Below are 24,157 nucleotides of genomic sequence, written 5' to 3' on the forward strand. Positions count from 1 at the left end.
TGACGGGCGAGCATGGTGGGCCGCGTGCCGCAGGGAGCGATCGACGTTCGCGCGGCGGCCACAGGGAAGGAAACGTCATGAGCACGTACCCACCAGAGAACGACAGCCCCCAGGACACCCCGATCTACTCCAGGGCGGTCCCGGAACCCTCCGTCGGCGGCGAGGAGCTCGACGACCTCGACCGTGACGACTTCGATCGCGACGTGCTCGACCGCGACGAGCTCGACGTGCTCGACGCGGACACCCCGAGATCGTTCCCGGGCGTGCACATCCCGGCGTTCGGGTCGGACCCCTCGGAGACGCAGGGTAGCTCCGCGGCCGCGGGCCGCTCCGGGGCAGTCGACCCCGTCGGCGCTCCCGACGCGATCGTCCCCGAGTTCGGCGAGGGTCTCGCCTCGAACCCGCTGCCGCCGATGCCGTCCGGCTCGGACGCCGACGGCTCGTTGTCGACCACCGGGTCCGGCTCGGCCGACACCTCCTCGCAGACCTCAGCCAAGGCCGACGCGGCCAAGGGCGCTGCGGCGGACGTCGCCGGGGACGCCAAGAGCGCCGCCTCCGACGTCGCCGGCACCACGAAGGACCAGGCGAAGCGTGTCGCGTCCGAGGCGACCGACCACGCGAAGCAGCTCTACGGACAGGCGTCCGCGGGGATCAAGGAGCAGGCGGGTCAGCAGCAGGAGCGTGCCGCTGGTGGGCTCCGGACCCTCAGCGACCAGCTGTCGTCGATGGCGGACAAGTCCGACGACGACGGCATCGCGCAGAAGGTCGTCCGCGACCTCTCGCACCGGGCCGGCTCGTTCGCCGGCTTCCTCGAGGGCCGCGACCCCGGGTCGCTCCTCGACGAGGTGAAGTCGTTCGCCGCGCGGAAGCCCGGCACGTTCATCGCCATCGCGGCCGGCGCCGGCATCCTGGCCGGTCGGCTCACGAAGGCCCTCGCCGCGGAGACCAAGCACGAGCACGAGCAGGACGGCGGGCCCACCGCATGAGCGACGAGACCCCGAGCCCGCAGGACCGTGCGGCCACGACACCCCTCGGGGAGCTGCTGACCGACGTCACGAAGGACATCTCGACGCTCTTCCGCCAGGAGGTCGCGCTCGCGAAGGCCGAGGTCGCCGAGTCCGCGAAGAAGGCCGGCAAGGGTGCAGGGATGCTCGGCGGCGCGGGGGTCACTGGCCTCTACGTGCTGTTCTTCATCTCCATCGCCGCGTGGTGGGCCCTCGGGTACCTCGTCGGCAACGCCTGGTCCGCGCTGATCATCGCGGGTGTCTACCTCATCGTCACCGCGATCCTGGCCATCCAGGGCCGCAAGCAGCTCAAGCAGATCACAGGGCTCCCCCAGACGGCCGACACCGTCAAGGAGATTCCGGACGCCCTGAAGCCGAACAGCACGAAGAACAGCGCGACGCCGACCGGCTCGACGCCGAACACGAGGAGCAACGCATGAGCACCCCAGACGAGATCCGCGCCGAGATCGAGGCGACCAGGGGCAACCTCGGGTCCGACGTCGACGCGCTGGCCGACAAGGTCAACCCGTCGTCCATCGCCCACCGCCAGACCGAGAAGGTCAAGGGCCGGTTCGAGTCCGTCCGCGAGAGCGTGATGAACAGCTGCGCCCGGATGACGAGCGCCATGACACCGGCGAGCAGGAAGTACAGGAACGAGNCGGGGCAACCTCGGGTCCGACGTCGACGCGCTGGCCGACAAGGTCAACCCGTCGTCCATCGCCCACCGCCAGACCGAGAAGGTCAAGGGCCGGTTCGAGTCCGTCCGCGAGAGCGTGATGGGCGCCGCCAGTTCCGCGAAGTCCAGCGTCCAGGCCGGGACCAGCAGCGCGTCCGGCTCGGCCGGTTCCGCGGCCGACTCGGCCAAGGACGCCGCGAACCGCGCCGTGGGCAAGGCCAAGGGCAACCCGCTCGCGGTCGGTCTCATCGCGTTCGGAGCCGGTTGGCTCGCATCCGCGCTCATCCCCTCGTCCGACCGGGAGGAGCATCTCGCCGGCGACCTCAAGGAGAAGGCGGCGCCGCTCGTCGACCAGGTGAAGGAGTCGGCACAGACCGTCGGCTCGGACCTGAAGGACTCGGCCCAGCAGCACGCGAGCGACCTCAAGGACACGGCGCAGGACGCCGCGCAGACGGTGAAGGACGACGCGCAGTCGTCCGCCGCCGACGTCAAGGACAGCGCCCAGCACGCCAAGGACGACGTGCAGGGAGCCTGACCAGCGCACCCGGCCTGGAGGCGCGACCCGCGTGATCGACGCGGGTCGCTGCCTCTGGCGGGCGGATGTCGCGCGCCGGACCGGTCCATTCGCCGGGCGGCGGAACGGTTCTGCCCCAGCGGGCGTCAACGCGCCGAGGGACTCCCTGCCGCAAATGACGCTCCCTGGCACAGAACCGGTCCCCCCGACCACGCACCCGGCACCCCGCACCCCACCCCTTCCCGCGTGACGGGAGGACCCGACGTGCGGCGGACGCTGTGAGCGGGCAGGATGTCGGGCATGACGACGCCGTCGAGATCCACCCGTGCCCTGCTGTTCCGCCGCAAGCCGATCTCGCAGATCGACGACGACCCGAGCGGCGAGTCGAACGGACTCTCCCGGCACCTCGGGCTCTGGCAGCTCACCGCGATCGGTGTCGGCGGGATCATCGGCGCCGGTATCTTCACCCTCGCCGGCCAGGTCGCGAACCAGATCGCCGGGCCGGCCGTGCTCCTGTCGTTCCTCGTCGCCGGCATCGCCAGCGCCGCCGCAGCCCTGAGCTACGCCGAGTTCGCCGGGATGATCCCGAAGGCCGGGAGCGCCTACACCTACGGCTACGCGGTGCTCGGCGAGATCGTCGGCTGGTTCATCGGCTGGGACCTGCTGCTCGAGTACACCGCGATCGTGGCGGTGGTCGCCATCGGCATCTCCGGGTACGTGCAGTTCCTCGCCGGACAGTTCGGGCTCGACCTGCCGCACTGGATGCTCGGCGCTCCGGGCACCGGAGACGGGCACGTGGTCGACGTGTTCGCGATCCTCCTCTGCCTGCTGACCGCGTTCGTGCTGTCGCGGGGCATCCGGAGTGCGGCACGCTTCGAGTTCGTGGCCGTCGGGATCAAGGTCGCGCTCGTCGTCCTCATCGTGGTGCTCGGGGTCTTCCACATCGACAGCGGCAACTACCACCCGTACTTCCCCTACGGCTTCGGCGGGGTGATGACCGGTGCGGCGACGGTGTTCTTCGCGGTGTTCGGGTACGACGCGATGAGCACCGCGGCCGAGGAGTCGAAGGACGCCAGGAAGCACATGCCGAAGGCGATCCTGCTGTCCCTGGCGATCGCAATGGTGCTGTACGTCCTCGCGACCCTCGTGCTGACCGGCATGCAGAAGTACTCGGACATCGCCCCGACGTCGGGGTTCGCCTCGGCGTTCGCGTCGGTCGGGCTCGGCGGGATCGCGAACGTCATCGCCATCGGGGCCATCGTCGGCATCATCACGGTGCTCCTGACGTTCCTGCTCGGCGTCTCGCGCGTGTGGTTCTCGATGAGCCGCGACGGCCTCCTGCCCAAGTGGTTCGCGAAGGTGCACCCCGTCCGGAAGGTCCCGACGCGCGTGACCTGGATCGCGGGAGGTGCGGCTGCGGTGCTCGCGGGGCTCCTGCCGATCGGCACGGTGGCGGAGCTCACGAACATCGGCATCCTGCTCGCGTTCGTCGTCGTCTGCTCCGCCGTGATCGTCCTGCGGTACAAGCGGCCCGAGCTCGACCGGCAGTTCCGCCTGCCGTTCATGCCGGTCATCCCGGTGATCGGGGTGATCGCGTCGCTCTGGCTCGTCACGTTCCTGCAGTGGGAGACGTGGGTGCGGTTCGCGGTGTGGTTCGCAATCGGCCTCGGCGTGTACTTCGGGTACTCGCGGCGGCACAGCGAGCTGGCCAAGGAGGGCGCGGAGCAGGCGTAGGCGGCCGGCCGGCGTGCCTGCGTGCCTGCCTGCCTGCCTGCCCCACCGCCGCCTGCCGCGCCGCCGCCTGCCCCACCGCCGCCTGCCGCGCCGCCGCCTGCCGCGAATCGGTCGCTGTGCCCCCAAACCGACCGATCCGCCCGAGGTTTCCGCCGATCCTGTCGCTTCCGCCGGAAACCGCTCGGGGCTCGACCCGGCTCGCGCGGGGACCCGGTCGCGGGAGGTCGGCGGTCCCTGACACCATGGACCCATGCCCGCAGCCCCGCTCGTCGATGCCGTCGACGTCATCCGGCTGGTCGGGCCGAAGGCGTTCGACCGGGCCAAGAACGAGCTGCTCGGCGGTCAGGTCACCGCGGTCGCGTGGGACGAGGACGACCGCACGGTCCGCGCCCGCGTCCAGGGCAGTTCCACGACCCCGTACGAGGTCGGCATCGACATGGTCCCGGCACGTGGAGACTTCATCCGTCCGGCCCGGAGCTCCTGCACGTGCCCGCTCGGCGGTGACTGCAAGCACGTCGCCGCGGCGCTCCTGCAGCTGAACACGGCCGGACTCGCCGCTGCGGCACCGATCGCTCCGCCGCCCACACCCGGCGCCGACCAGGAGTGGAAGCGCACCCTCGGTCGGATCGCGGGGATCGACGGACCGGAGTCGGACAGGTCGGCCGCCATGGGCCTCCAGTTCGAACTGCGCGACCTGGTGCCCGGCCGGCTCGCCGCACGCGCTGCGGCCGGTGGCGTGGGACGCGCGAGCGCGACGGCGGGTGTGGACGGTTCGGCCGGGCGTGCGGCCGCCGGTCGCAGGGGCCTTCCGGGATCGGACGGGAGGCCCGGGGCCGGGCAACGAGTCCGCCTCGGTGTGCGGCCGGTCACCCTGAGCAGGGCCGGGAACTGGGTCCGAGGGGACCTCAGCTGGACCTCGCTGCCGTACTCGATGAACCGTCTGTCGATCGACCCGGACCAGCACGCGTGGTTCGGCCAGTTCGCGGCGCTCCACCGCTCGGCGCGGAGTGCGTACACGCCGGGCGAGACCGACTGGCTGTTCCTCGACGACTTCGCCTCGCCGCTCCTCTGGCCGCTGCTCACGGAGGCCGCCCGGCTCGGGATCGCGCTCGTGGCAGCCGGTGCGAAGGGCGGGCGCGGGGCTTCGCGCGGGGCGGGTTCGTCCGGTCCTTCCGGGCCGTCCGGGCTGTCCGGGCCGTCCGGGCCGTCCGGGCCGTCCGGGCCGTCTGCCGCGTCGATCTCGATCGCGGAGCAGGCCCGGGTCACGCTCGACGCCACGCGCGACGAGGACGCCGCCCTGGCACTGACGGCGGGCGTGGTCATCGACGGCCGTCCGATCGCACCCGGCGCCTCGGGGGTGATCGGGACACACGGCGTGTACGCGTTCCGGCGAGCGCCCTCCCTCCACATCACCCTCGCCCCGACGAGTTCTCCACTGGACGAGGAGCAGCGCCGACTCCTCACCCGCGGAGAACGCATCATCGTCCCCATGGACGACATCGACGAGTTCGTGGCGGGGTACGCCACACAGCTGCGCGGGGCGGTCGACCTCGTGAGCTCCGACGGCGCGCTCGAGCTGCCCGACCGCACACCGCCGACGCTCGTGCTCACGGCGACGTTCGAGCCGGACGACCGACTGCAGCTCGTGTGGCGGTGGCACGTCGACGGCCGACGGGACATGCCGTCGATGCACGGGCCGCTCCCGGACCTCTCGGCGCTCGAGCCTCCGTCGCAGCCGGACGGGACGCCCCTGTCGTGGTTCGAGGACCTGACACTCGACGGCGCCGAGACCGCTGCGTTCGCCGCGACGACCCTGCCGGCACTGCAGGACCGGCCGGACGTACGGGTGCGCGTCGTCGGCAAGCACCCCGACTACCGCGAACTCACCGAGCCGCCGCTGCTGACGGTCACCACGATGGAGTCCGAGGACCGCGACTGGTTCGACCTCGGGATCCTCGTCACGGTCGACGGGCGGACCGTGCCGTTCACACCGCTCATCACCGCACTCGCCAAGCGGCACAAGAAGCTGAAGCTCGTCGACAACACCTACATGTCGTTGGCGCACCCGGCGTTCGACGCGCTCAAGGACCTGATCGAGCAGGCCGGCGAGCTTGACGAGTGGGAACCGGGGCGGCTCCGGATCAGTCCCTACCAGGCGGGGCTCTGGAGTGAGTTCGACCAGATCGCCGACGAGACCGTGCAGGACGACCGGTGGCGGCGGACCGTCGGGGGGCTCCTGCGGTTCCAGGACGCCACGGCGGAGAGCTCCGCGGTCGCTGAGGTCCCCGTGCCGGACACGGTGCACGCCGAGCTCCGGCCCTACCAGCGAGAGGGCTTCGCCTGGCTGACGTTCCTGCACGAGCACGGGCTCGGCGGGGTGCTCGCCGACGACATGGGGCTCGGCAAGACCCTGCAGACGCTGGCGTTCATCGAGCACGTGCGGCTCGCGGCAGCGAATGTCGGCGGTGTCGGCGCTGATGGGGCGGGCGCTGATGGGGCGGGCGCTGACGGGGTGGGCGCTGGGTGGGCCTCCCGACCGTTCCTCGTCGTGGCGCCGACGTCGGTGGTGTCGAACTGGGCCGCGGAGGCGGCACGGTTCACGCCTGACCTCACCGTCCGGACCGTCACCGCGACGAGCACGAAGCGCCGCGGCCAGATCGCCCGGGCGGCGACCGACGCCGACATCGTCGTGACGTCGTACGCGCTCTTCCGCCTCGACTTCGCGGCCTACCAGCGCGAGGACTGGGCCGGCCTGATCCTCGACGAGGCCCAGTTCGTCAAGAACGCGTCCTCGCAGGCGCATCGGTGTGCGTCCGAGCTCCGGACACCGTTCAAGCTCGCCATCACCGGGACACCGCTCGAGAACGGGCTGATGGACCTCTGGTCGCTGTTCCACGTCGTCGCACCCGGGCTGTTGTCGAGCTCGACACGCTTCACCGACGACTACGTCAAGCCCGCGGACTCTCCCGACGTCGCCGGCGAGGCCCGCACCGCGCTCATCGATCGGCTGCGGCGCCGCATCCGTCCGCTCATGCTCCGGCGGACCAAGGAGCTCGTCGCTGCAGACCTCCCCGCCAAGCAGGAGCAGGTCCTCCGCGTCGACCTCGAGCCCGCGCACCGGGCGCAGTACGACCTCGTGCTGCAGCGGGAGCGGCTGAAACTCCTCGACCTGCTCGACGACATCGACCGCCACCGGATGATCGTGTTCCGCTCCCTGACGCTGCTCCGGATGCTCGCGCTGTCACCGGCGCTCGTCGCGCGGCCGGAGTTCGACCCGGACGACCCGGTGCCGTCCGGGTCAGGTGCCGGGGCTGGGGTCGGTTCTGGGGCCGGTTCTCGGTCTGAGACCGGTTCTGGAGACGGAGCGCCGGTCGTCTCGGTGAAGCTCGACCTGCTCGTCTCCGAACTCGAGGAGCTGCATGCCGAGGGCCGTCGAGCGCTCGTGTTCAGCCAGTTCACCTCGTTCCTGCGGCTCGTCGCCGCACGCCTCGACGATTCCGGAGTCGCGTACGAGTACCTCGACGGCTCCACGACGAACCGCGCGGACGTCATCGACCGCTTCCGGACCGGCGACGCTCCCGCGTTCCTGATCTCGCTGAAGGCCGGCGGCTTCGGGCTGAACCTCACCGAGGCCGACACGGTGTTCATCCTCGATCCGTGGTGGAACCCTGCGGCAGAGGAACAGGCCATCGACCGCACGCACCGCATCGGCCAGCAGAAGCCGGTGAACGTGTACCGGCTCATCGCGAACGACACCATCGAGGAGAAGGTCCTCGCGCTCGCGGAACGGAAGGGCGAGCTCTTCGACGCGATGATCGACGACGACGCGACGTTCTCCGGAGCGCTCGCCGCCGAGGACGTCCGCGGGCTCCTCGCCGACTGACGCCGGTATTCACGAGGGACACGAGACAGTCGGGTCCGCGGACGCGGCGTTGCTACCGTCGCCGGATGACGACGAAACTCACCATCGGCAACAGCGCACCACCGCGGACACAGCCCGCTCGGCTGGCCGTCCGCAACGCCGATGACGGGCCCGTCTGGAGCGTTCCTCGCCCACCCGGCGCACTCGACCCCGAGTCCGCTCGGGCCCGCATGGAGGCCGTCCAGAGCTGCGCAGGAATTGCCACAGGCCTCTACGAAGACGGCTTCCTCCGGATGCTCCGGAACGAATGGCCAGAATGATCGTGCTCGATGCGAGCGTCCTCATCGCGCTGTGCGATTGGAACGACGTGCACCACCGGCGCGCCCTCGCGATCTTCCGTGACCATCGATCCGAGGGGATGACGATGAGCGCGTTGACCGTTGCGGAATCCCTTGTGCGCCCCGCTCGGGAGGGAACACATCACCGCGTCCTGGAGCTGCTCGGCGCCATGAGGGTGCACGTGCGACCTCTCACGGCCGACGACACGGTGCTCCTCGCGAAGCTGCGGGGGCGGTGGGGGCTCCGGATGCCTGACGCCGTCGTCCTCCATGCATCGCTCTGTACCGGCGCCGAGTTGGCGACCTTCGACGAAGCGCTCCTCGCGACGGCACGCTCCATCGGCGTGCAGACCGTGCAGGTCACCTCTGCCGAACCGGCCACCGTGTGACCGTCGCGTTCGGGGTCAGTCGATCCGTGACGAGAGCGGCTCGCCACCCCGCACGTGCTGATCGACGAACGCGAGGACCGTGTCGTTCCACACGCGGGCGTTCGATGGACTGAGCACCCAGTGGTTCTCGCTCGTGAACTGCAGGAACCGGTGTGGCATGTCCTCGGGCGGACCGTCGAAGCCCGACACCAGGTCCCACCACGCCCGGAGCGCCTCCGAGATCGGCACCCGGTAGTCCCGGTTGCCGTGCACCAGGAGCATCGGTGTCGAGATGTCCCCCGCCGTGCGGTCCGGGGAGTTCTGGGCGTACCAGTCGGGGTGCTCCGACTCGGTGTCGAAGAGCCCGTTCTTGTTCTCCGCGGCGTCGGTGGTGTCGTGCTGCTGATCGAGCGACCAGAGCCCGGCATGCGTGACGATGCAGTCGAAGCGGTCGGTGTGCCCGGCGATCCAGTTCGTCATGTACCCGCCGAAGCTCGCGCCGAGGAGCGCTGTCCGCTCGCCATCGAGTCCGAAGGAGGTGTCGGCGAGGACGGCGTCGAGCAGTGCTTCGACCTCGTTCCAGACGATGCCGGCACGGTGCGGCCAGGCCCTCGCGATCGCCTGGTACCCGTACCCGGTCGAGAGCGCAGGATCGGGCAGCAGGACCGCGTACCCGCGCTCGACCGCGAGCCACGGGTTCCAGCGCCAGCTCCACGCGTTCCAGCTCGAGAACGGCCCGCCGTGGATCCAGACCATCAGCGGAACCGGACCGGTGTCGTGACCGGCACCGGGCCTCCCGTCCGTCCCTTCGGCGCCGTGCGGCAGGCAGAGCCAGCCGGGGACCATGACGCCGTCCACCTCGGTCGCGACGCGGCGGAGCGTCCCCGGGAGTTCGGCCACGTCCCCGGGCGCGGCGAGGAACTCGGGGTCCTGGTCCTCGAGCTCGAGCTCGAGGCGAACCGGTGTGGCGGGACGGTCGATCGAGGACCGCAGTGCGAAGAGCGAGTGCCCGTCCGGGGTCGGCTGCAGGTTCGAGTAGGCCGCGTCCGACGCGAGGCGTCGGAGGATCCGCCCCGTCCACGGGTCGATCGTGAGGACCGCCCCGGCGCCGTCGAGATCGCCGCTGACGAACAGGACCGCGCCGTCCGCGGACCACACGACGTCAGTCGCGTCGACGTCGCGGAGGTCGACGGCGATCGGGTCGGGAGGGACGTCCCCCGCCGCAACGAGCGACCGGATCTCGAGACCCTCGGTATGCGGCGTGTCGTACGTGCCACGAGTCCGGCGTGCGACGACGTAGCGGGAGCCGTCCGGAGCGATCCTCGGATGCGAGAAGTCGTCGCCCGGTTCGTCGGCGATCACCGTGCGGGTCGCCGCACCGTCCACAGTGTCGCCCGCGGTCTCGATCCGGACGATCACGGTGTGCGAACGTCCGGCAGGTACGCGCTCTATCGACGCCGCGAGGACGAAGGTGCCGTCGGCGGCGAGGTCCGCGTCGGTGTTGCGGAGTGACTGTCCTGCGTCCGGCGCGAGGTCGCGGACGGCTCCGTCCGGACCGACGAGGAACAGGCGTGCCGAGGTGTCGTCGAGTTCGTGGTCCCAGTACCGGATCGGCATGCCGTCGTGCAGGATCGCCGAGATGCCGTGGTCCTTGCGCGCTGCGCGGCGTTCCTGGTCCTCGTCGGCGTCGGCGGACCCGACGAGTCGTGACCCGGAGACCAGGACGGTCGGCCGGTGCACCGCTGTGTCCGTGTCCTCGTCGGTTGCTGCTTCCGTGCCCGCGTGGCCGTTCCGCGTGGCGACAGGTGCGGAGAGACCGCCGGGTGACGAGGCGATGACGCACGCCTCTCCGACGAGCGGCAGGCGCCAGAGTGCCTTCTCGGTCGGGTCGTCAGGGTGTTGCGGATCGGGCCGGCCGGAGACGAAGAGCAGCGAGCCGTCCGCAGCGAACGCAGGTTGGGACTCGCCCTCGGTCGAGAAGGTGATGCGCACGGGCGCCCGGACGCCCGCCGGGTCGATCTCCCACAGCGCGTCGACGTACTTCGACATCGCCCGGTCGGGCGTCGACACGGTCGCGACGAGCCTCGAGCCGTCCGGGCTCAGGACGAGTCCGGTGACGCGAGGCGTGTGGAGGAACCGGTCGAGGCTGGAGAACGTGGAGTCGGACACCGAACGAGCCTATGCCGCCGTCCTGAGGGCGGGCGTCGGGCGTCGGGCGGCGGGCTTGCTGGCCGCGGGGGGCGGGCGGCGGGCGGCGGTCGCCGGGCGGCGGGCTTGCTGGCCGCGTGTCCCGGTGAGAGGTGCCTGTCTGTCGGGTCCAGCGCGCCAGCCGACACTTCGGCACCTCTCACACCGGATCGGGGTCAGGAACCCAGGGCGTCGATCGAAGCGACCTCGTCATCGGAGAGCACGACCGTCGCGCCGAGGGCGTTCGACCGGATCCGTTCGGGCTGCGACGACTTGGGGATCACCACGAACTCGTGGGCGACGTGCCACGCGACGATGACCTGCGCGGTGTCGATGCCGTGCTCCGCGGCGACGGACACCAGGGTCGGGTCCTGCAGGTTGCTCGCCTTGAAGGGGCTGTAGCCCTCGAGGACGACCCCGCGCTCGGCGAGCCCGGCGGCGAACGACGAGTCGTACTCAGCCGGGCTCCACTTGACCTGGTTCACGGCGGGTGTGACGCCGGTCGCCGCGGTGAGCTCGTCGATCTGCTGGAGGGAGTAGTTGCTCACACCGAGGTTCGCGACGAGGCCCTCCTGCTGCGCCTGGATGAACGCCTCCCACACCGAGGGGGACGCCTCGCCGTTCGGCGGCCAGTGGATGAGCCAGAGGTCGAGCTGGTCGATGCCGAGCTTCTCGAGGCTCTCGTCGAGGGTCTGGCGCTCGCGTCCCGCGTGGTCCGGCGGGAGCTTCGTCGTGACGAAGAGGTCGGAGCGTTCGACGCCGGAGGATGCGATCGCCGCACCGACCCCGCGCTCGTTCGAGTAGCCGGTCGCGGTGTCGATGTGTCGGTAGCCGGACTCGAGGGCTGCGCCGACCGCGGCGGGGGCCTCGTCGTCGGGGATCTGCCACGTGCCGAACCCGAGGAGGGGCATGCTCCCGTGCTGCACGGTGACGGCTGGTTCGCGATAGGTGTCTGCCATGAACCCTGTCTACTCGCCACCCGGACATCAGATGCGGAGGAAATGCGCCTCGATCACCAGCCGGCGAGCGCCCACACCTGCAGGGCGAGATCCTCTGGCGACGCCGACCCCACCTCGAGGACCGTGTCGTCGACCCCCGCTGACGCCAGGATGTCCGCGAGCTCACCCACCCGGTGCAGATGCCATCCGAGCTCGGCCGGCTGTCCCTCGTGCCGCCGGTGCAGTCGATGTCGGAGCGTCGCGTCGTCGGCCACGAGCCGGACGATGAGCAACCCGGTCGATGCGTGATCGGACGCGGGGTCCGCACCGAGACCGAGCGCGCTGCGGAACGACCGGACCTCGGCGGGGTCCTCGAGCACACCCGCGAGGATGAACCGCGATGCCCCAGCCGTCCGGAAGTTCCGCACCATGTCGCGGAGGTTCGCCAGGAGCATCGCGCTGTTGAACCGGTCGCCCTCCGGCGACGGCCAGCCCCGTCGGATGTGGTCGAGGTCGATCACCGCGTGCGCCACACCCCGCTCCTGCGCCAGGGTGGCGAGCGCGTCCGCGACGGTGGACTTGCCGGAGCCGACCGTCCCGTTGAGGAGGACGACCTCGACACCCGTGTCGTGCCTCCCGTCCGATCCCGCCGGACCCGCGCCGATGTCGCTCACTGCGCCGCCGACGTCCCCGGCAGGTTCAGGATGTTGTTGCTCCCCTGCGGCACGACGATGAGCGACCCGTGCTCACCCGCGCTCTTGAGCGCTTCGATCTCCCGCTGCTTGAGCGCCGCGTCGGAGAGCGGGTGCCCGTTCAGGACGTCGTTCGCGTCGGCCTGCCCCTGCGCCTCGGCGACCTGCTGCTGCGCCTGGACCTTCTTGGCGTCGAGGAGCGCCTGCTCCTTCGTGACCTGGATCTGCGCCTGCTGGGCCGCCGCGTACGAGGCCGTGACGGATTTCGGCGGCGTGATCTCCTGCAGTGAGAAGTTGTCGACGTGCACGCCGGATCCCTTCCAGCGTCGCTCGAGGGCGGTGATCATCGCCTTCTCGACCGAGCCGCGCTTGGTGATGAGCTGGATCGTCGTGAAGTCGTTCGGGACCTGCCGCACGACGCTCCGCACCGAGTTGCCGATGAACTGCGTCTTGAAGTTGTCCTCGGTCTTGTAGGAGCGGTAGATGTTCGTGACGGAACGGGCGTCGATGCTGTACTGCAGGTTGAGGCTGACGTTCGACGAGACCCCGTCCTTGTCCTGCACCGTGATGTACGGCCCCGAGCGCGTGTTGCCGTTGTTGTCCGAGTCGGACCCGCCCGTCGCGTTGATGTACGTGACGGTCTGGTTCCGGATGTTGAACGTGTGCAGCGTCGCCCACGGCGCCTTGAAGTGGAACCCGGACTCGGTGGTCTGCCCGACGATGTTCCCGGAGATGTCGACCTGCACCTTCGATTCACCGGTGTCCTGTGCGTAGACGGTGCTCGCGAGCCCGAAGCCGATGAACAGGATCCCGAATGCGATCGCGACCCAGAGCGCGACCGTGTTCGGGCGGGTGTTGACCGCTGCAGGCCGCCCCGGGTTGTTCAGGGTCGCCGGCGTGGCGGGCGTCCGGTACTCACGAGACCGGAAGTAGACCGCGACGAGCGCGAGGATCAGGAAGACAGCAGCAGCGACGAACATCGGTTCCCCCAAGGAAGGTTGGTGGGACGATTCTGCCCGAACTCGCGGTTCGCAGCGGCCGCGGCGGCCGACCTGTGGACAACTCCGGCGCGCGACGGCGCGGACACAGGCGTGCTCCGGTTGACTGTACGGACCCGCAGATCAGCGACCCCCGGCAACACCAGGAGCCCCCATGCGCGCAGCCGTCGTGTACAACCCCGTCAAGATCGACCTCGAAGCCGTTCGCGCCATCGTCCAGAAGGAGGAGTCCGCAGCCGGCTGGGACGAGACCCTCTGGTGCGAGACGAGCAAGGAGGACCCGGGCCGCGGGGCGACGCAGGAGGCGATCGACGCCGGGGTGGACCTCGTGATCGCGGCCGGCGGCGACGGCACCGTCCGGATCGTGGCGGAGACCCTCGCCGACCACGACATCACCCTCGCGCTGCTGCCGTCCGGCACCGGCAACCTCCTCGCGCGGAACATGAACCTGACGCTGGACGACGTCGAGCACTCCATCCACACCGCGTTCACGGGCGACGAGCGGGCGATCGACCTCGGGCGGATCGAGGTGCGCGAAGGATCCGGTTCGTCGTCGTCATCCGTCCGCAAGCACGCGTTCCTCGTGATGGCAGGGGTCGGACTCGACGCCAAGATGCTCGCCGCCACCGACGAGGACCTCAAGGCGAAGATCGGCTGGCTCGCCTACGTCAAGGCGATCTTCACCGCCCTCCGCGACAAGAACCAGCTGCACGTCCGCTACCAGCTCGACGACGGCGAGCCATCCTCCATCCGGGCGCACACGCTCATCGTCGGCAATTGCGGGACCCTCCAGGGCAACATCCTCCTGTTGCCCGATGCCTCGGTCGACGACGGCCTGTTCGACATCCTGCTGCTCAAGCCGAACGGCATCGGTAACTGGATCCAGATCATCACCAAGGTCGTGTTCGAGAACGGGATCATCCGCCGGACTCCGCTCGGCAAGTTCTTCAAGAACACCGAGATCGACGCGCTCAACTACGTCAAGGGCAAGCAGCTCACCGTCCGGTTCCGCCACCCGCAGGAGCTCGAGCTCGACGGGGATCCGTTCGGCGAGGCGCGCGGGTACCGCATCCGGATGGACGAGGGTGCGCTGCGGGTGAAGGTGCCGGCGGGGGCGTAGGGCTGGGCGCGGCTGGCTGCGGTCTGGCTCGGGCTAGGGCTCGGGCTCGGCGTCGCGCTCGGGCTCGGGCTCGGCGCCGAGAAGTGCCGAAGTGTCGGGTGCGCGTGGCTACCCGACACTTCGGCACGTCTCGATGTGCGCCGGGTCACCCGGGCGTCGCCGAGAGACCCGGTGACGCTCACCAGACGAGGACGAACCGCCCCCGCACGCCACCGGCTGCGAGCCGCGTGTGCGCATCCGCTGCGGATCCGGGCTCCGACGCGGGCAGGACCTCGGCGACCCGGGGCGTCAGGACGCCGTCCTCGACGTCCTGCCGGAGACGGTCGAGCTTGGCCTGCGAGTGGTACTCGTCGAACACCGCGGCCTGTTCGAACCGGATCCCGCGCTCCCCGTTGCCCTGCCAACCGCGCACCGCGAGGAACACCCCACCGTCGCGGAGGACCGGAACTGCGTCCTCGTGCAGCAGGGCCGTGTCCGCCACTGCGTCGACACCGTGCGGCGCGATGGCCTGCACGGCTGCGACGAACTCGTCCCCACGCGGCACGACGTGGTCGGCGCCAAGGGACTCCACGAGCGCCCGGTCCTTGTCCGCAGCGTCCGCGATGACGACGATGCCCTGCTGTTCGGCGAGCTGCACGACGTAGTTCCCGAGGAGCCCGGCGGCACCCGTCACGACGAGGGTCTGCCCCTGCGACAGTCCGGCCTTCTCGAGGATCTGCACCGCCGTGAGGCCGTTCATCGGGACGGTGCTGGCCTCCTCGAACGAGGTACCCGCCGGGATGCGCGCGATGGAGTCGACGGGTGCGACGAGCTGCTCGACGTAGGCGCCGCCGTGTCCCCGGAGCGGGAGTGCGATCGCCATGACCTCGTCCCCGGTGCTCCACTCGGTGACGCCTTCGCCAACCTCGTCCACGATGCCGGCAGCGTCCATGCCCGGCACGTACGGAGGCTCTCCGGCCTGGCTGAGGTCCCGCCCGCCCTCGCGGACGCCCGTGTCCGTCGGGCTCACAGCGAATGCCCTGACCTGGATGCGGACCTCGCCCGGGCCGGCGTGCGGCTCCGGGACGTCGTGGATGGCGAGGGCGTCAGGCCCTCCGAACTCGGTGACTCCGATGACCTTCATCGGTCCGGTCTACGCGGGTGGGCTGATCATGCGCTCCGGTGGTCCCTGTGGTGCGGTCGGTCTCGTGCTTGCCCCGACGTGTCGGACTGGAGGCGCGGCTGCAGTCCGGTTCGCCCCTCGCGTCGAGCGCACGAGAAGTGCCCATCTGTCGGGTGGAGACGTCAACCCGACAGTTCGGCACATCTCATTGCAGCGCGACGAGGCCGATGAACCTCGACAACAGGGACAGGCCGGCGATCGACGTCGGGAGGGACGTCGTCAGCCCGGGCGAATGCACCACGAACGCTGCCCACTTCGCCCGGGAGATCGCCACGTTCAACCGGTTGGGCATCAGCAGGAAGTCGAGCCCCCGCGGGATGTCCGCCGCGGACGAGGCCGCCAGGGACACGATCGACACGACGGCCTCGCGCCCCTGGAACAGATCTACCGTCCCGACCTGCGTCCCGCGGTAGCCGGCAGCATCGAGGGCCTCTCGGATCAGCGCCCCCTGCGCGTTGTACGGCGCGACGACGATCACGTCCTCGTCCGTGAGCGGCCGCGTCACTCCGTCGGCCGTCCACGGCAGCCCGATGACCGACGCCACGGTGGACACCACGACCGCGGCCTCCTCTGGCGACGACGTCGTGTTGCCGACGTGCGACACCGGCACCGGGTGCAGCCCCGGCGACAGCCCGTCGAGAGAACGAGCGGGCGCCCGGGACTCCAACGCCCCGTCGTACGACAGCGCCGACACGGGAGCCGTCAGCGCGGGATGCATCCGGTACGTCTGCGCCAGGAAGTACCCGAGCGACGGCGGCAACACATCGTGCCCGTCCGCCAGCCACCCGAGCGCAGACTGGTCCACCGGCTCCGGGTGCGACCCCTGACTCACCTGCGGCAACTGCTGCGGATCCCCGAGCAGCAGCAATCGCGTCGCAGCGACCGAGGACGCGATCGTCGGTGCGAGCGAGAACTGTCCCGCCTCGTCGATCACGAGCAGGTCGAGGGAACGGCGCTCGACGGCGTTGGCGTTCGCGAACGTCCACGCCGTCCCGCCGACGACTCCCCCGGTCGCGCCCGGCCCAGCGAGGAACGCGGCCAGCGCACCGTTGTTCTTGAGCGGCGTCCACGGCGCAGCCGCAACGGCCTCGGACGATGCGCCGGACTGCGGGATCTTCGCCACGCGGTCAGCCGGAACGCCCTTGCCGACGACCGCCGACAAGAAGTTCTCGACGACGGCATGCGACTGCCCGACGACACCGACCTTCCACCCGAACTCGTTCACGAGCCGTGCGACGACGTTCGACCCGACGTACGTCTTGCCCGTCCCGGGAGGCCCCTGGATCGCGAGGTACGACATGTCGAGCCCGCGCAGCGTCGCCACGACCGCAGACACCGTGTCACCGTCGACGATCGGAACCACCGGCCCGCGCGGTGGCACCCGACGGAGCAGATCGAGCGCAGGGTCCGCAGGCAATGCGGGGCCCGCCGAGAGAATGCCACGCCCCCACTCCGAGATCGCCTCCGGCTGCGGCTTCGCCCGCGGCGGCGACTGTGGCGTCAGCGCGACCGGCCGGTCCTCGTGCCCGTCCTGCCCCTGGCCGACCGTCTCGACGAGGAGCACCTCGACGCTGTCGCCGTTGGTCCCGACCTCGAGGACGGTCGACTTGCTCGACGCCCCACGCATCCCCGGCCCGAACGCGGTGATGGACATCGGAAGCGGCTCGTCGTAGACGAGGTGGGGCGCGCCTCCAGGCCGAAGCCGACTGCCGGGGGCGAGCGCGCCCAGCAACCGCAACTCCCTGGAGAACGTGCGCTTGCCGGGCAGCTTGGCCCAGTCGCGTTCGATGTGCGCCTGCTCGACCACGAACACATCGCGGGTGTCAGCCCACTCGTCGATCGGGTTGCGGAGCCGGTCGAAGTGCTCCTGCCAGAACTTCTTGCCCTCTCGGCGGTGGTAGTCGATCGCGGCGGCGGCCAGCGCGATCGCGGTCTGGTCTGGCGTGCGGTCGAGGGCGTCAATCCCGGCGATCCGGGCCTCGAGCTCGACGGCGACGGGGTCGGGCTCGCGGACGATCTCGGGGATCTCGACGTCGAGCTGGTCATCTTCGCGCACCGGGACCGGGGCAGGCGCGAACGTCAGCATCCAGTCACGCAACCGCAGGGTCGACCGGCAGTCGTACTCGTTGTAGTCGGCGACGTCGTCGAGCATCCGCTGCCCTTCGACGGCATCACCGGTCCGCAGCTCGTCGATCGCCCGGACGTAGGCGGTGATGCTGTCCGCCGCGTTCGTGACGTCGGCCTCGCGCAGGTCCTCGCCCATGTAGAGCGGCTCCAGCTTCTTGATCGAGTAGCTCTTGCTGCCGATGAGCAGCGCCTTCCGCACGATCGGGTACAGGTCGATCAGGACGTTGTCGCGGAGGAGGTCGTCGACGTCCTCCTCACCGATGCCGTGCCGCGCGGCGAGCGACAGGAGATGCGTCCGCTCGTACGCTGCGTAGTGGTAGATGTGCAGGCCGGGATGCTGCGCACGGCGCTCCCGGATGAACGCGAGGAACTGCTCGAGTGCATTCCGTTCCTCGCGGATCGTGTGCGCCCAGAACGCGGTGAACTCGGCATGCACATCGACGAGGCCGAACAGGTAGTCGATCCCCCAGTCGTGCCCGTTCTCGGTGTAGAGCGGGTCGCCCTCGAAGTCGAAGAAGACATCGCCCGCGTTGGGCTGAGGGATCGCTCGCAGCGCGCCAGCGTCGAGGACCTCGATCCGGGGTCGCTTGGTCGATCCAGGCGCGTCCCCGAGATGGTCGCGTTCCGATTCGGTCTGGAGGCGCGCCTGACGGACGAGCTTGTGGAGTGACGCCGCGCTGATGCCCGGGATCGCGCTCGCCTTGTTGGTGTTGTCCTTTGCTGCAAGTGCGTCGATGGTCGGAATGCCGGCGGCGATGAGGCGTGCGCGCTGGTCGAGGCGCATGCCGGCGACGAGGACGAGGTCGCGGTGTTCCTCGACCTGTGTCTGGCAGATCGAGCATCGGCCGCAGCTCGTGTAGCGGGGGTCGCCCCACTCCAGCGGCGCGGTCTCAGCGAGGCGCTCGGCGATGACGCGGCGGAGTTGCGCCTGCTGCGTGCGGTACACCGGGGTGATGTCGGCGAGCTCGTGGGTCGTCGTCGTGCCGTCGCCGAGGATGAGATGGACCTGCGCACCGACGGGGATGCCGCGGTCGGCGATCTTGTCGGCGTAGGCGGCGACCTGGAGCAGCGCGGAGATCTTGGCGTGGCGGGCGAGCTTGGTGTCGTAGACCTCGTACTCCCCGCGGTCGTTGCGGATGAGGAAGTCTGAGAAGCCGATGAAGTCGTCGTCGTGGAAGGTCGCCTGGTAGAGGACCTCGCGCCCGGCCAGCATCGCATCGACGGCTGCCTGCGCTGCCGCGTCGTACTGATCGGGTGTCGGTCGCTCGAACTCGACGACGTCCCTGGTCCGCCTGAGCTCGTCGAGGAACCGGCGCTCGTGTTCATCGCCGAGCCGGGCTGTGCGATCGAGCATGTCGTCCGCCACCTCGGCGATGGGCTCCGCCCGGCCCAGCTTGACGTCGAGGCGGCGGAGAAACGCCCACTCGCAGGTCGCCCAGGTGCTCAGGTCGGACGGACTCGTGACGGCGTGACCGTCGGTGTCGATGTACATGGCGCTCCCCCTCCGGCCGCTCTCGGACCCGACGATGACGGTAGCGCCAGGCGGTGACACGCAAGTGCAGCCGCAGCGCAATCTGCTTTCACCCCTAGCGAACTCGAGTGCAATGCGCTTTCATGGTCTGCATGGCACCGTCGCCCACCACACGCCCCGACCGCGCTGACGCCTTCGCCCTCGTCCGCACGCAGTCCGTCACGATGCCGACGAGCATGCGCGCGATCGCCGACAGGATGCTCGACGACCCGCACGCCACCGCGAACGGCAGCGCCGCCGAACTCGCAGCCCGCGCGGCCGTCAGCGCCGCAACGGTCTCCCGCTTCGCCCGGCACCTCGGTTTCGCGAGCTACGCCGAGCTCCAGCGCAGCATGACCCGCGCCGTCGAGCGCGGCATCCACGAGCACGCCGAGATCCACGCGGGCGTGCACGTCGACGACGACGTCGCCACCGTCATCGCGAAGGTCACCGAGGACGTCCGCGCCGTGATGACCGACACCCGCGCAGCCCTCGACCCCGCGGCCCTCGCGAGCACTGCCGACGCGATCGAACACGCCCGCCGCGTCGTCCTCTACGGCGTCGGTGCGAGCGGTCTCGTCGCGCGGGACCTGCACCTGAAACTCGAGCGCATCGGCATCGCGAGCTCGATCGCCGACGACCCGCACAACGCCCTGACCCTCGCGAGCGTCGTCGGGAGCGAGGACGTCGTCATCCTCGTCAGCCACTCCGGCACCACCACCGAGGTCCTCGAGGTCGCCCGTCAGGCCGCCGCCCAGGACGCCACGGTGGTCGCGATCACCGGCCACGCGAACGCCCCGCTCGCAAAGCAGGCCGTGCGCGTCCTCCTCGGGGTCGCCGGCGCCGAGAGCGACCTCCGCCCCGCAGCGATGGGCAGTCGGATGAGCCAGCTCGCCATCGTCGACGCCCTGTTCGTCGTCGTCGCCCAGCGCACCGACGCCCGATCCCGTCCCCTCCTGGCGCGCAGCCGCGACGCCGTCCGCACCCACCACCGGAACTGAGCCCCATGAGCCACGACCTCCGCGAGGAACTCGCGACCCTGACCACCGAGGCGACGGACGCGAGCCTCGACGACATCGATCTCGTCTCGACGCTCGAGGCCGCCCGACGCATGAACGCTGCGGACCGCAGCGTGCCTGCAGCAGTCGAGCCGTGCCTCCCGGCCATCGCCGCAGCGGCAGACCGCATCGCCGACGCCTTCAGGGCGGGCGGGCGACTCGTCTACGTCGGGGCCGGCACGCCGGGCCGACTCGGCATCCTCGATGCCAGCGAGTGCCCGCCCACCTTCGGGACCGATCCCGGCATGGTGGTCGGCGTGATCGCCGGCGGCACACCTGCCATCACGACCGCCGTCGAGGGCGCCGAGGACGACGAAGCGGCCGCGGTCCGCGACCTCGACGCACTTGGCCTGACCGACCGCGACGTCGTCGTCGGGATCAGCGCGTCCGGCCGGACGCCCTACGTGCTCGCAGCGATCCGGGAGGCACGGCGCCGCTCCGCAACGTCCGTCTCCGTCGCGTGCAATGCGGGTTCGGCCGCGGGGCAGATCGCCGACATCGCGATCGACGTCGTCGTGGGCCCCGAGTTCATCGCCGGGTCGACCAGGCTCAAGGCGGGAACGGCGCAGAAGCTCGTCCTCAACATGCTCACGACGCTCGCGATGCTCCGTCGGCACAAGACGTTCGGCAACCGCATGGTCGACGTCCGGGCGACGAACGCCAAGCTCGCTGCCCGGTCGTTCTCGCTCGTGCAGGACGTCACCGGCGCTGCGGACGCCGATGTCGACGCCGCCCTCCGCGACGCATCCGGCGAGGTGAAGACGGCCATCGCCGTGCTCCTCACCGGCCTCTCCGCGGCAGCAGCCCGCGACCGCCTAGACGCCGCCGACGGGTCCCTCCGCGCCGTCCTCTCCTGACCGTTCATCCCTCCCGAGGAGTCCCCGAATGACCGATGCCCAGCAGCTTGCACAGCAGATCCTCGACACCGTCGGCGGGTCCGCGAACATCGCCGACGTCGAGAACTGCATGACCCGACTCCGCGTCGAGGTGGTGTCCGACGAGGCCGTCGACCTGCCGTCGCTGCGGGGCACCGACGGGGTAATCGCGGCGATCGCCGCGGGATCCAACCTGCAGATCGTGCTCGGTCCGGGTCTCGTGGACCGGGTCGCCGACAGCCTGGAGGGACTGCGCACCGCCGCCCCGTCGCTCGCGACCGCAGGTGGCGGGGCGGGCGCGGGGCGTGCCTCCAGTCCGGATGGTGACGGTGGGTCTGGCGGCGCAGCTGGCGGCGGTCCTCGTGCTGCTGGCGGTGCTGGCGGTTCCCCGGCCGGGGCGACGCCCGAGGAGCTCGCGGCGCGCGGTGCCGCGATGAAGGCGTCCGCGCGTCGTCGGTCGGACGGCCGCACCATGCGCGCCGTCCGGAAGATCTCCGCGATCTTCATCCCCCTCATCCCCGCGCTCATCGCGTGCGGACTCATCGCCGGGATCAACGGCATCCTGACGAACCTCGGGTGGCTGCCCGGGATCACGCCGTTCCTCGGGGTGCTGTCGAGCGGGTTCCTGTCGCTGCTTGCGGTGTTCGTCGGGATGAACGCCGCCAAGGAGTTCGGTGGGACGCCGATCCTCGGTGGTGCCGTCGGCGGCATCATCGTGGCGGCCGGCGTCGCCAACGTCAGCGTGTTCGGCGAGACGCTCGCACCGGGGCAGGGCGGGGTGCTCGCGGCGATGGCCGGCGGGATCATCGCCGCGTACGTCGAGCGTTTCATGCGCCGGCACACGCCCGACGTCATCGCGCTCATCGTCGTGCCGCTCGTGACCGTCCTCGTGGCCGGGTCCGTGACGCTCGGCGTCCTCATGTCCGTCGCCGGTGTCGTCTCCGTCGCGATCGGTGCTGCGGCGACGTGGCTCCTCGCGAACGGCGGGGCGTTCGCCGGGTTCCTGCTCGGCGGGCTGTTCCTGCCGCTCGTGATGACCGGCATGCACCAGGCCCTCACGCCGATCCACACGACGCTCATCGACCAGACGGGGTGGACCGTGCTGCTGCCGGTACTCGCGATGGGTGGTGCCGGGCAGATCGGTGCCGCCGTCGCGCTCTGGCTGCGGTTCCGGTCGAACGCTGCCCTGACCCGGACGATCCGTGGTGCGCTGCCGGCCGGGCTCCTCGGGGTCGGCGAGCCGCTCATCTACGGTGTGACGCTCCCCCTCGGCCGGCCGTTCATCACGGCGTGCATCGGCGGGGCGTTCGGTGGTGGGGTCGTCGGGCTGTTCGACCAGCTCGGGCACTCGGTCGGGGCGATCGCCATCGGCGCGTCGGACCTGTCGCTCCTGCCCTTACTCAACGGCTCTTCGGGATACGGCTGGGCGATCCTCGGGTACGGCTCGGGGCTCGTGACCGCGTACGTGGTCGGGTTCCTGGCGACGCTGCTGTTCGGAGTGTCGGCGTCGGTGCGGGCTGACCTCGAGGCGCAGTCGGCTCCGGGGGCGCCGCTCGATGTGGTGTCGTCGGCTGTGCCGGCGGATGCCACTGAGGCGTCGGCGGGGGCGGTGGCTGGGGCTGCTGCTTCTACCGGTGCTGGTGGCTCGGCTTCCGCCGCTGGTGCCGGTGTTGCTGGCTCGGCGGCGGCTGGCGTTGCTGCTGGGTCGGCGTCTGCTGGCGCTGCCGCTGGGTCGTCGTCTGCTGGCGCTGCCGCTGGGTCGTCGTCTGCTGGTTCGTCGCGCTGATGCGGCTCGGGGCGAGCGGGTACCTGGCGCACGCCGACCTGGCAGCGTCGACGTTCTCGGCGGCCGCGGAGGCCGGGGCGACGCTCGCGTTCACCTCGTTGCACATCCCCGAGGACGATCCCGAGTCGGCGCGTGCCGTCGCCACGGCGGTGGTGGGTGCGGCGGCGGCATCGGGCCTGGCCGTGGTGGCGGACGTCTCGCCGAACACGGCGCGGCTGCTCGGTGATTCGCCGTGGGAGTTCCTGCGCTCGATCGGCATCGCTCGGGTGCGGATCGACTTCGGGTTCTCGGTCGAATCCATCCGGGCGATTGCTACGGTGCTGCCGATCGCCCTGAATGCGAGCACCCTTCGCGCTGCCGACTTTGCGCCGTTCGCTGACCTGGACATCGAACTCATCCACAACTTCTACCCACGGGAGTGGACCGGGTTGGCGCTGTCGTCGGTCGCGTCGTCGGTGGCCGTCGCCCGCTCGTTCGGATGGCGCGTCGGTGCGTTCGTCGCTGGTGACTCCGTCCGTCGAGGTCCGCTCGGCGAGGGGCTGCCGACCGTCGAGGCACATCGGAGCGCGTCTCCGTTGGCCCAGGCGGTCGCGCTCGTCGACGCCGGCGTGGACGACGTGTACGTGGGTGATCCGGCGCTGAGCTCGCACTCGTGGTCGCGGCTGGGGTCGTTCGTGAGCTCCGGTCTCATCGTGCTGGACGGCCTGGCCGCTCCGGGGCTTGATCCCCTGGTGCTGGAGGCTCTGGCGCTTCCCGATCGGAACCGGGTCGATGCTGCCGAGGCACTGATCCGGTTCGAGCAGTCACGCTCCCGGTTCGCGGGGCTGCCGTTGCCTGTCGTCGGGGGTCAGGCTCGGCCGCGCGGGTCCGTCACGATGCAGTCGGCATCGGCGGGGAGGTACTGCGGGGAGGTGGCTGTGGTGCTGCGGGATCTGCCTGGGGATGAGCGGGTAGCTGTGGTGGGGCGAGTTGACGAGGTGGTCGAGGTTTCGGGTGGCGTTGGGGTGGCGTTGCAGCTTTGATGACTGCGAGATTCGGGCCGGCCCTGGACAATGACTCGAACGCGCGGAGACCAGCCCGCATCGTGAGCGTCGGTCCGGCGCGAACGGGACGACCTGCCGTCAGACTCAGGCCGGGTGATGTCCCCATGATGGGGTGAGCCTCACCCTCTTCCAACATGACACTCACTCATGCAAGGATCGAGCCGG

18 protein-coding genes and 1 pseudogene are annotated in these 24,157 nt (G+C 70.5%); 13 read left to right on the plus strand and 6 right to left on the minus strand.

Annotated elements, in window-relative coordinates; all coding sequences use genetic code 11:
• Window positions 1-77: 77 nt before the first annotated feature.
• The 8 genes and pseudogenes from ASF23_RS03315 (at window position 78) to ASF23_RS03340 (ending at window position 8,517) form a co-directional block, all read left to right on the plus strand.
• On the plus strand, window positions 78-986 hold the full coding sequence (locus ASF23_RS03315; RefSeq protein ID WP_055948727.1) for a hypothetical protein: 909 nt from the start codon (window positions 78-80) through the stop codon (window positions 984-986).
• Complete coding sequence (locus ASF23_RS03320; RefSeq protein WP_055948730.1) at window positions 983-1,444, plus strand: phage holin family protein; 462 nt, start codon at window positions 983-985, stop codon at window positions 1,442-1,444. The genes ASF23_RS03315 and ASF23_RS03320 overlap by 4 nt, the downstream gene beginning before the upstream one ends.
• Window positions 1,441-1,662 (plus strand): DUF3618 domain-containing protein (locus ASF23_RS17670; RefSeq protein WP_156364145.1); only part of this gene is annotated, 222 nt, incomplete at its 3' end. The genes ASF23_RS03320 and ASF23_RS17670, both read left to right, overlap by 4 nt.
• Window position 1,663: 1 nt before the next feature.
• Window positions 1,664-2,215, plus strand: a pseudogene (locus ASF23_RS03325) (DUF3618 domain-containing protein); the annotation flags it as partial.
• A 279-nt stretch (window positions 2,216-2,494) separates the two neighbouring features.
• Complete coding sequence (locus ASF23_RS03330) at window positions 2,495-3,928, plus strand: amino acid permease (protein ID WP_055948732.1); 1,434 nt, start codon at window positions 2,495-2,497, stop codon at window positions 3,926-3,928.
• Window positions 3,929-4,178: 250 nt separating this feature from the next.
• Entirely contained in the window at window positions 4,179-7,811 is a 3,633-nt protein-coding gene (locus ASF23_RS03335; protein WP_055948736.1) for a DEAD/DEAH box helicase, read from the plus strand.
• 65 nt (window positions 7,812-7,876) lie between these two features.
• On the plus strand, window positions 7,877-8,110 hold the full coding sequence (locus ASF23_RS18120; RefSeq protein ID WP_156364085.1) for a hypothetical protein: 234 nt from the start codon (window positions 7,877-7,879) through the stop codon (window positions 8,108-8,110).
• On the plus strand, window positions 8,107-8,517 hold the full coding sequence (locus tag ASF23_RS03340) for a type II toxin-antitoxin system VapC family toxin (protein WP_055948739.1): 411 nt from the start codon (window positions 8,107-8,109) through the stop codon (window positions 8,515-8,517). The genes ASF23_RS18120 and ASF23_RS03340 overlap by 4 nt, the downstream gene beginning before the upstream one ends.
• Before the next feature lie 15 nt (window positions 8,518-8,532).
• Here ASF23_RS03340 and ASF23_RS03345 read toward each other — a convergent pair whose 3' ends face one another.
• The 4 genes from ASF23_RS03345 to ASF23_RS03360 all read right to left on the minus strand — a co-directional run bounded on the left by ASF23_RS03345 (window position 8,533) and on the right by ASF23_RS03360 (window position 13,293).
• Complete coding sequence (locus ASF23_RS03345) at window positions 8,533-10,665, minus strand: prolyl oligopeptidase family serine peptidase (protein ID WP_055948742.1); 2,133 nt, start codon at window positions 10,663-10,665, stop codon at window positions 8,533-8,535.
• A gap of 194 nt (window positions 10,666-10,859) precedes the next feature.
• A complete protein-coding gene (locus ASF23_RS03350) occupies window positions 10,860-11,642 on the minus strand; it encodes an aldo/keto reductase (RefSeq protein WP_055948745.1) in 783 nt (260 codons plus the stop codon).
• A 53-nt stretch (window positions 11,643-11,695) separates the two neighbouring features.
• The gene (locus tag ASF23_RS03355) at window positions 11,696-12,295 is read right to left on the minus strand and encodes an AAA family ATPase (RefSeq protein WP_055948750.1); all 600 of its coding nucleotides are present in this window, start codon (window positions 12,293-12,295) and stop codon (window positions 11,696-11,698) included.
• Window positions 12,292-13,293 (minus strand): SPFH domain-containing protein, encoded by a 1,002-nt coding sequence (locus ASF23_RS03360; RefSeq protein WP_055948753.1) that lies wholly within the window; start codon window positions 13,291-13,293, stop codon window positions 12,292-12,294. Before ASF23_RS03360 ends, ASF23_RS03355 begins: the two co-directional genes overlap by 4 nt.
• A 172-nt stretch (window positions 13,294-13,465) precedes the next feature.
• Here ASF23_RS03360 and ASF23_RS03365 point away from each other — a divergent pair, with 172 nt between their 5' ends.
• On the plus strand, window positions 13,466-14,431 hold the full coding sequence (locus tag ASF23_RS03365) for a diacylglycerol/lipid kinase family protein (RefSeq protein ID WP_055948756.1): 966 nt from the start codon (window positions 13,466-13,468) through the stop codon (window positions 14,429-14,431).
• 178 nt (window positions 14,432-14,609) lie between these two features.
• Here the strand turns inward: ASF23_RS03365 and ASF23_RS03370 are convergent, their stop codons facing one another.
• Together ASF23_RS03370 and ASF23_RS03375 are read right to left on the minus strand one after the other, a co-directional pair.
• On the minus strand, window positions 14,610-15,554 hold the full coding sequence (locus ASF23_RS03370) for an NADP-dependent oxidoreductase (RefSeq protein WP_055948759.1): 945 nt from the start codon (window positions 15,552-15,554) through the stop codon (window positions 14,610-14,612).
• Window positions 15,555-15,738: 184 nt separating this feature from the next.
• A complete protein-coding gene (locus ASF23_RS03375) occupies window positions 15,739-19,212 on the minus strand; it encodes a TM0106 family RecB-like putative nuclease (protein ID WP_055948762.1) in 3,474 nt (1,157 codons plus the stop codon).
• A 131-nt stretch (window positions 19,213-19,343) separates the two neighbouring features.
• Here ASF23_RS03375 and ASF23_RS03380 point away from each other — a divergent pair, with 131 nt between their 5' ends.
• The 4 genes from ASF23_RS03380 to ASF23_RS03395 are packed head-to-tail and all read left to right on the plus strand — an operon-like array spanning window position 19,344 to window position 23,971.
• Window positions 19,344-20,231 carry a MurR/RpiR family transcriptional regulator gene (locus tag ASF23_RS03380; RefSeq protein ID WP_055948765.1) on the plus strand — a complete coding sequence of 296 codons (888 nt, stop codon included), beginning with the start codon at window positions 19,344-19,346 and terminating at the stop codon, window positions 20,229-20,231.
• A gap of 5 nt (window positions 20,232-20,236) precedes the next feature.
• Window positions 20,237-21,145 carry an N-acetylmuramic acid 6-phosphate etherase gene (murQ, locus tag ASF23_RS03385; RefSeq protein ID WP_055948769.1) on the plus strand — a complete coding sequence of 303 codons (909 nt, stop codon included), beginning with the start codon at window positions 20,237-20,239 and terminating at the stop codon, window positions 21,143-21,145.
• 28 nt (window positions 21,146-21,173) lie between these two features.
• The gene (locus ASF23_RS03390) at window positions 21,174-22,949 is read left to right on the plus strand and encodes a PTS transporter subunit EIIC (protein ID WP_082473752.1); all 1,776 of its coding nucleotides are present in this window, start codon (window positions 21,174-21,176) and stop codon (window positions 22,947-22,949) included.
• The gene (locus ASF23_RS03395) at window positions 22,949-23,971 is read left to right on the plus strand and encodes a MupG family TIM beta-alpha barrel fold protein (RefSeq protein ID WP_055948772.1); all 1,023 of its coding nucleotides are present in this window, start codon (window positions 22,949-22,951) and stop codon (window positions 23,969-23,971) included. The genes ASF23_RS03390 and ASF23_RS03395 overlap by 1 nt, the downstream gene beginning before the upstream one ends.
• Window positions 23,972-24,157: the final 186 nt, after the last annotated feature.

It is taken from the genome of Curtobacterium sp. Leaf261, from assembly GCF_001422205.1.
Lineage (GTDB): Bacteria > Actinomycetota > Actinomycetes > Actinomycetales > Microbacteriaceae > Curtobacterium.

Bases quoted from the DNA above. Each gene is read 5' to 3' on its own strand.
- murQ (WP_055948769.1), top strand. From the start codon at position 20,237: ATGAGCCACGACCTCCGCGAGGAACTCGCGACCCTGACCACCGAGGCG.
- ASF23_RS03370 (WP_055948759.1), bottom strand. From the start codon at position 15,554: ATGAAGGTCATCGGAGTCACCGAGTTCGGAGGGCCTGACGCCCTCGCC.
- ASF23_RS03390 (WP_082473752.1), top strand. From the start codon at position 21,174: ATGACCGATGCCCAGCAGCTTGCACAGCAGATCCTCGACACCGTCGGC.
- ASF23_RS18120 (WP_156364085.1), top strand. From the start codon at position 7,877: ATGACGACGAAACTCACCATCGGCAACAGCGCACCACCGCGGACACAG.
- ASF23_RS03360 (WP_055948753.1), bottom strand. From the start codon at position 13,293: ATGTTCGTCGCTGCTGCTGTCTTCCTGATCCTCGCGCTCGTCGCGGTC.
- ASF23_RS03395 (WP_055948772.1), top strand. From the start codon at position 22,949: ATGCGGCTCGGGGCGAGCGGGTACCTGGCGCACGCCGACCTGGCAGCG.
- ASF23_RS03315 (WP_055948727.1), top strand. From the start codon at position 78: ATGAGCACGTACCCACCAGAGAACGACAGCCCCCAGGACACCCCGATC.
- ASF23_RS03365 (WP_055948756.1), top strand. From the start codon at position 13,466: ATGCGCGCAGCCGTCGTGTACAACCCCGTCAAGATCGACCTCGAAGCC.
- ASF23_RS03380 (WP_055948765.1), top strand. From the start codon at position 19,344: ATGGCACCGTCGCCCACCACACGCCCCGACCGCGCTGACGCCTTCGCC.
- ASF23_RS03350 (WP_055948745.1), bottom strand. From the start codon at position 11,642: ATGGCAGACACCTATCGCGAACCAGCCGTCACCGTGCAGCACGGGAGC.
- ASF23_RS03320 (WP_055948730.1), top strand. From the start codon at position 983: ATGAGCGACGAGACCCCGAGCCCGCAGGACCGTGCGGCCACGACACCC.
- ASF23_RS03375 (WP_055948762.1), bottom strand. From the start codon at position 19,212: ATGTACATCGACACCGACGGTCACGCCGTCACGAGTCCGTCCGACCTG.
- ASF23_RS03340 (WP_055948739.1), top strand. From the start codon at position 8,107: ATGATCGTGCTCGATGCGAGCGTCCTCATCGCGCTGTGCGATTGGAAC.
- ASF23_RS03335 (WP_055948736.1), top strand. From the start codon at position 4,179: ATGCCCGCAGCCCCGCTCGTCGATGCCGTCGACGTCATCCGGCTGGTC.
- ASF23_RS03330 (WP_055948732.1), top strand. From the start codon at position 2,495: ATGACGACGCCGTCGAGATCCACCCGTGCCCTGCTGTTCCGCCGCAAG.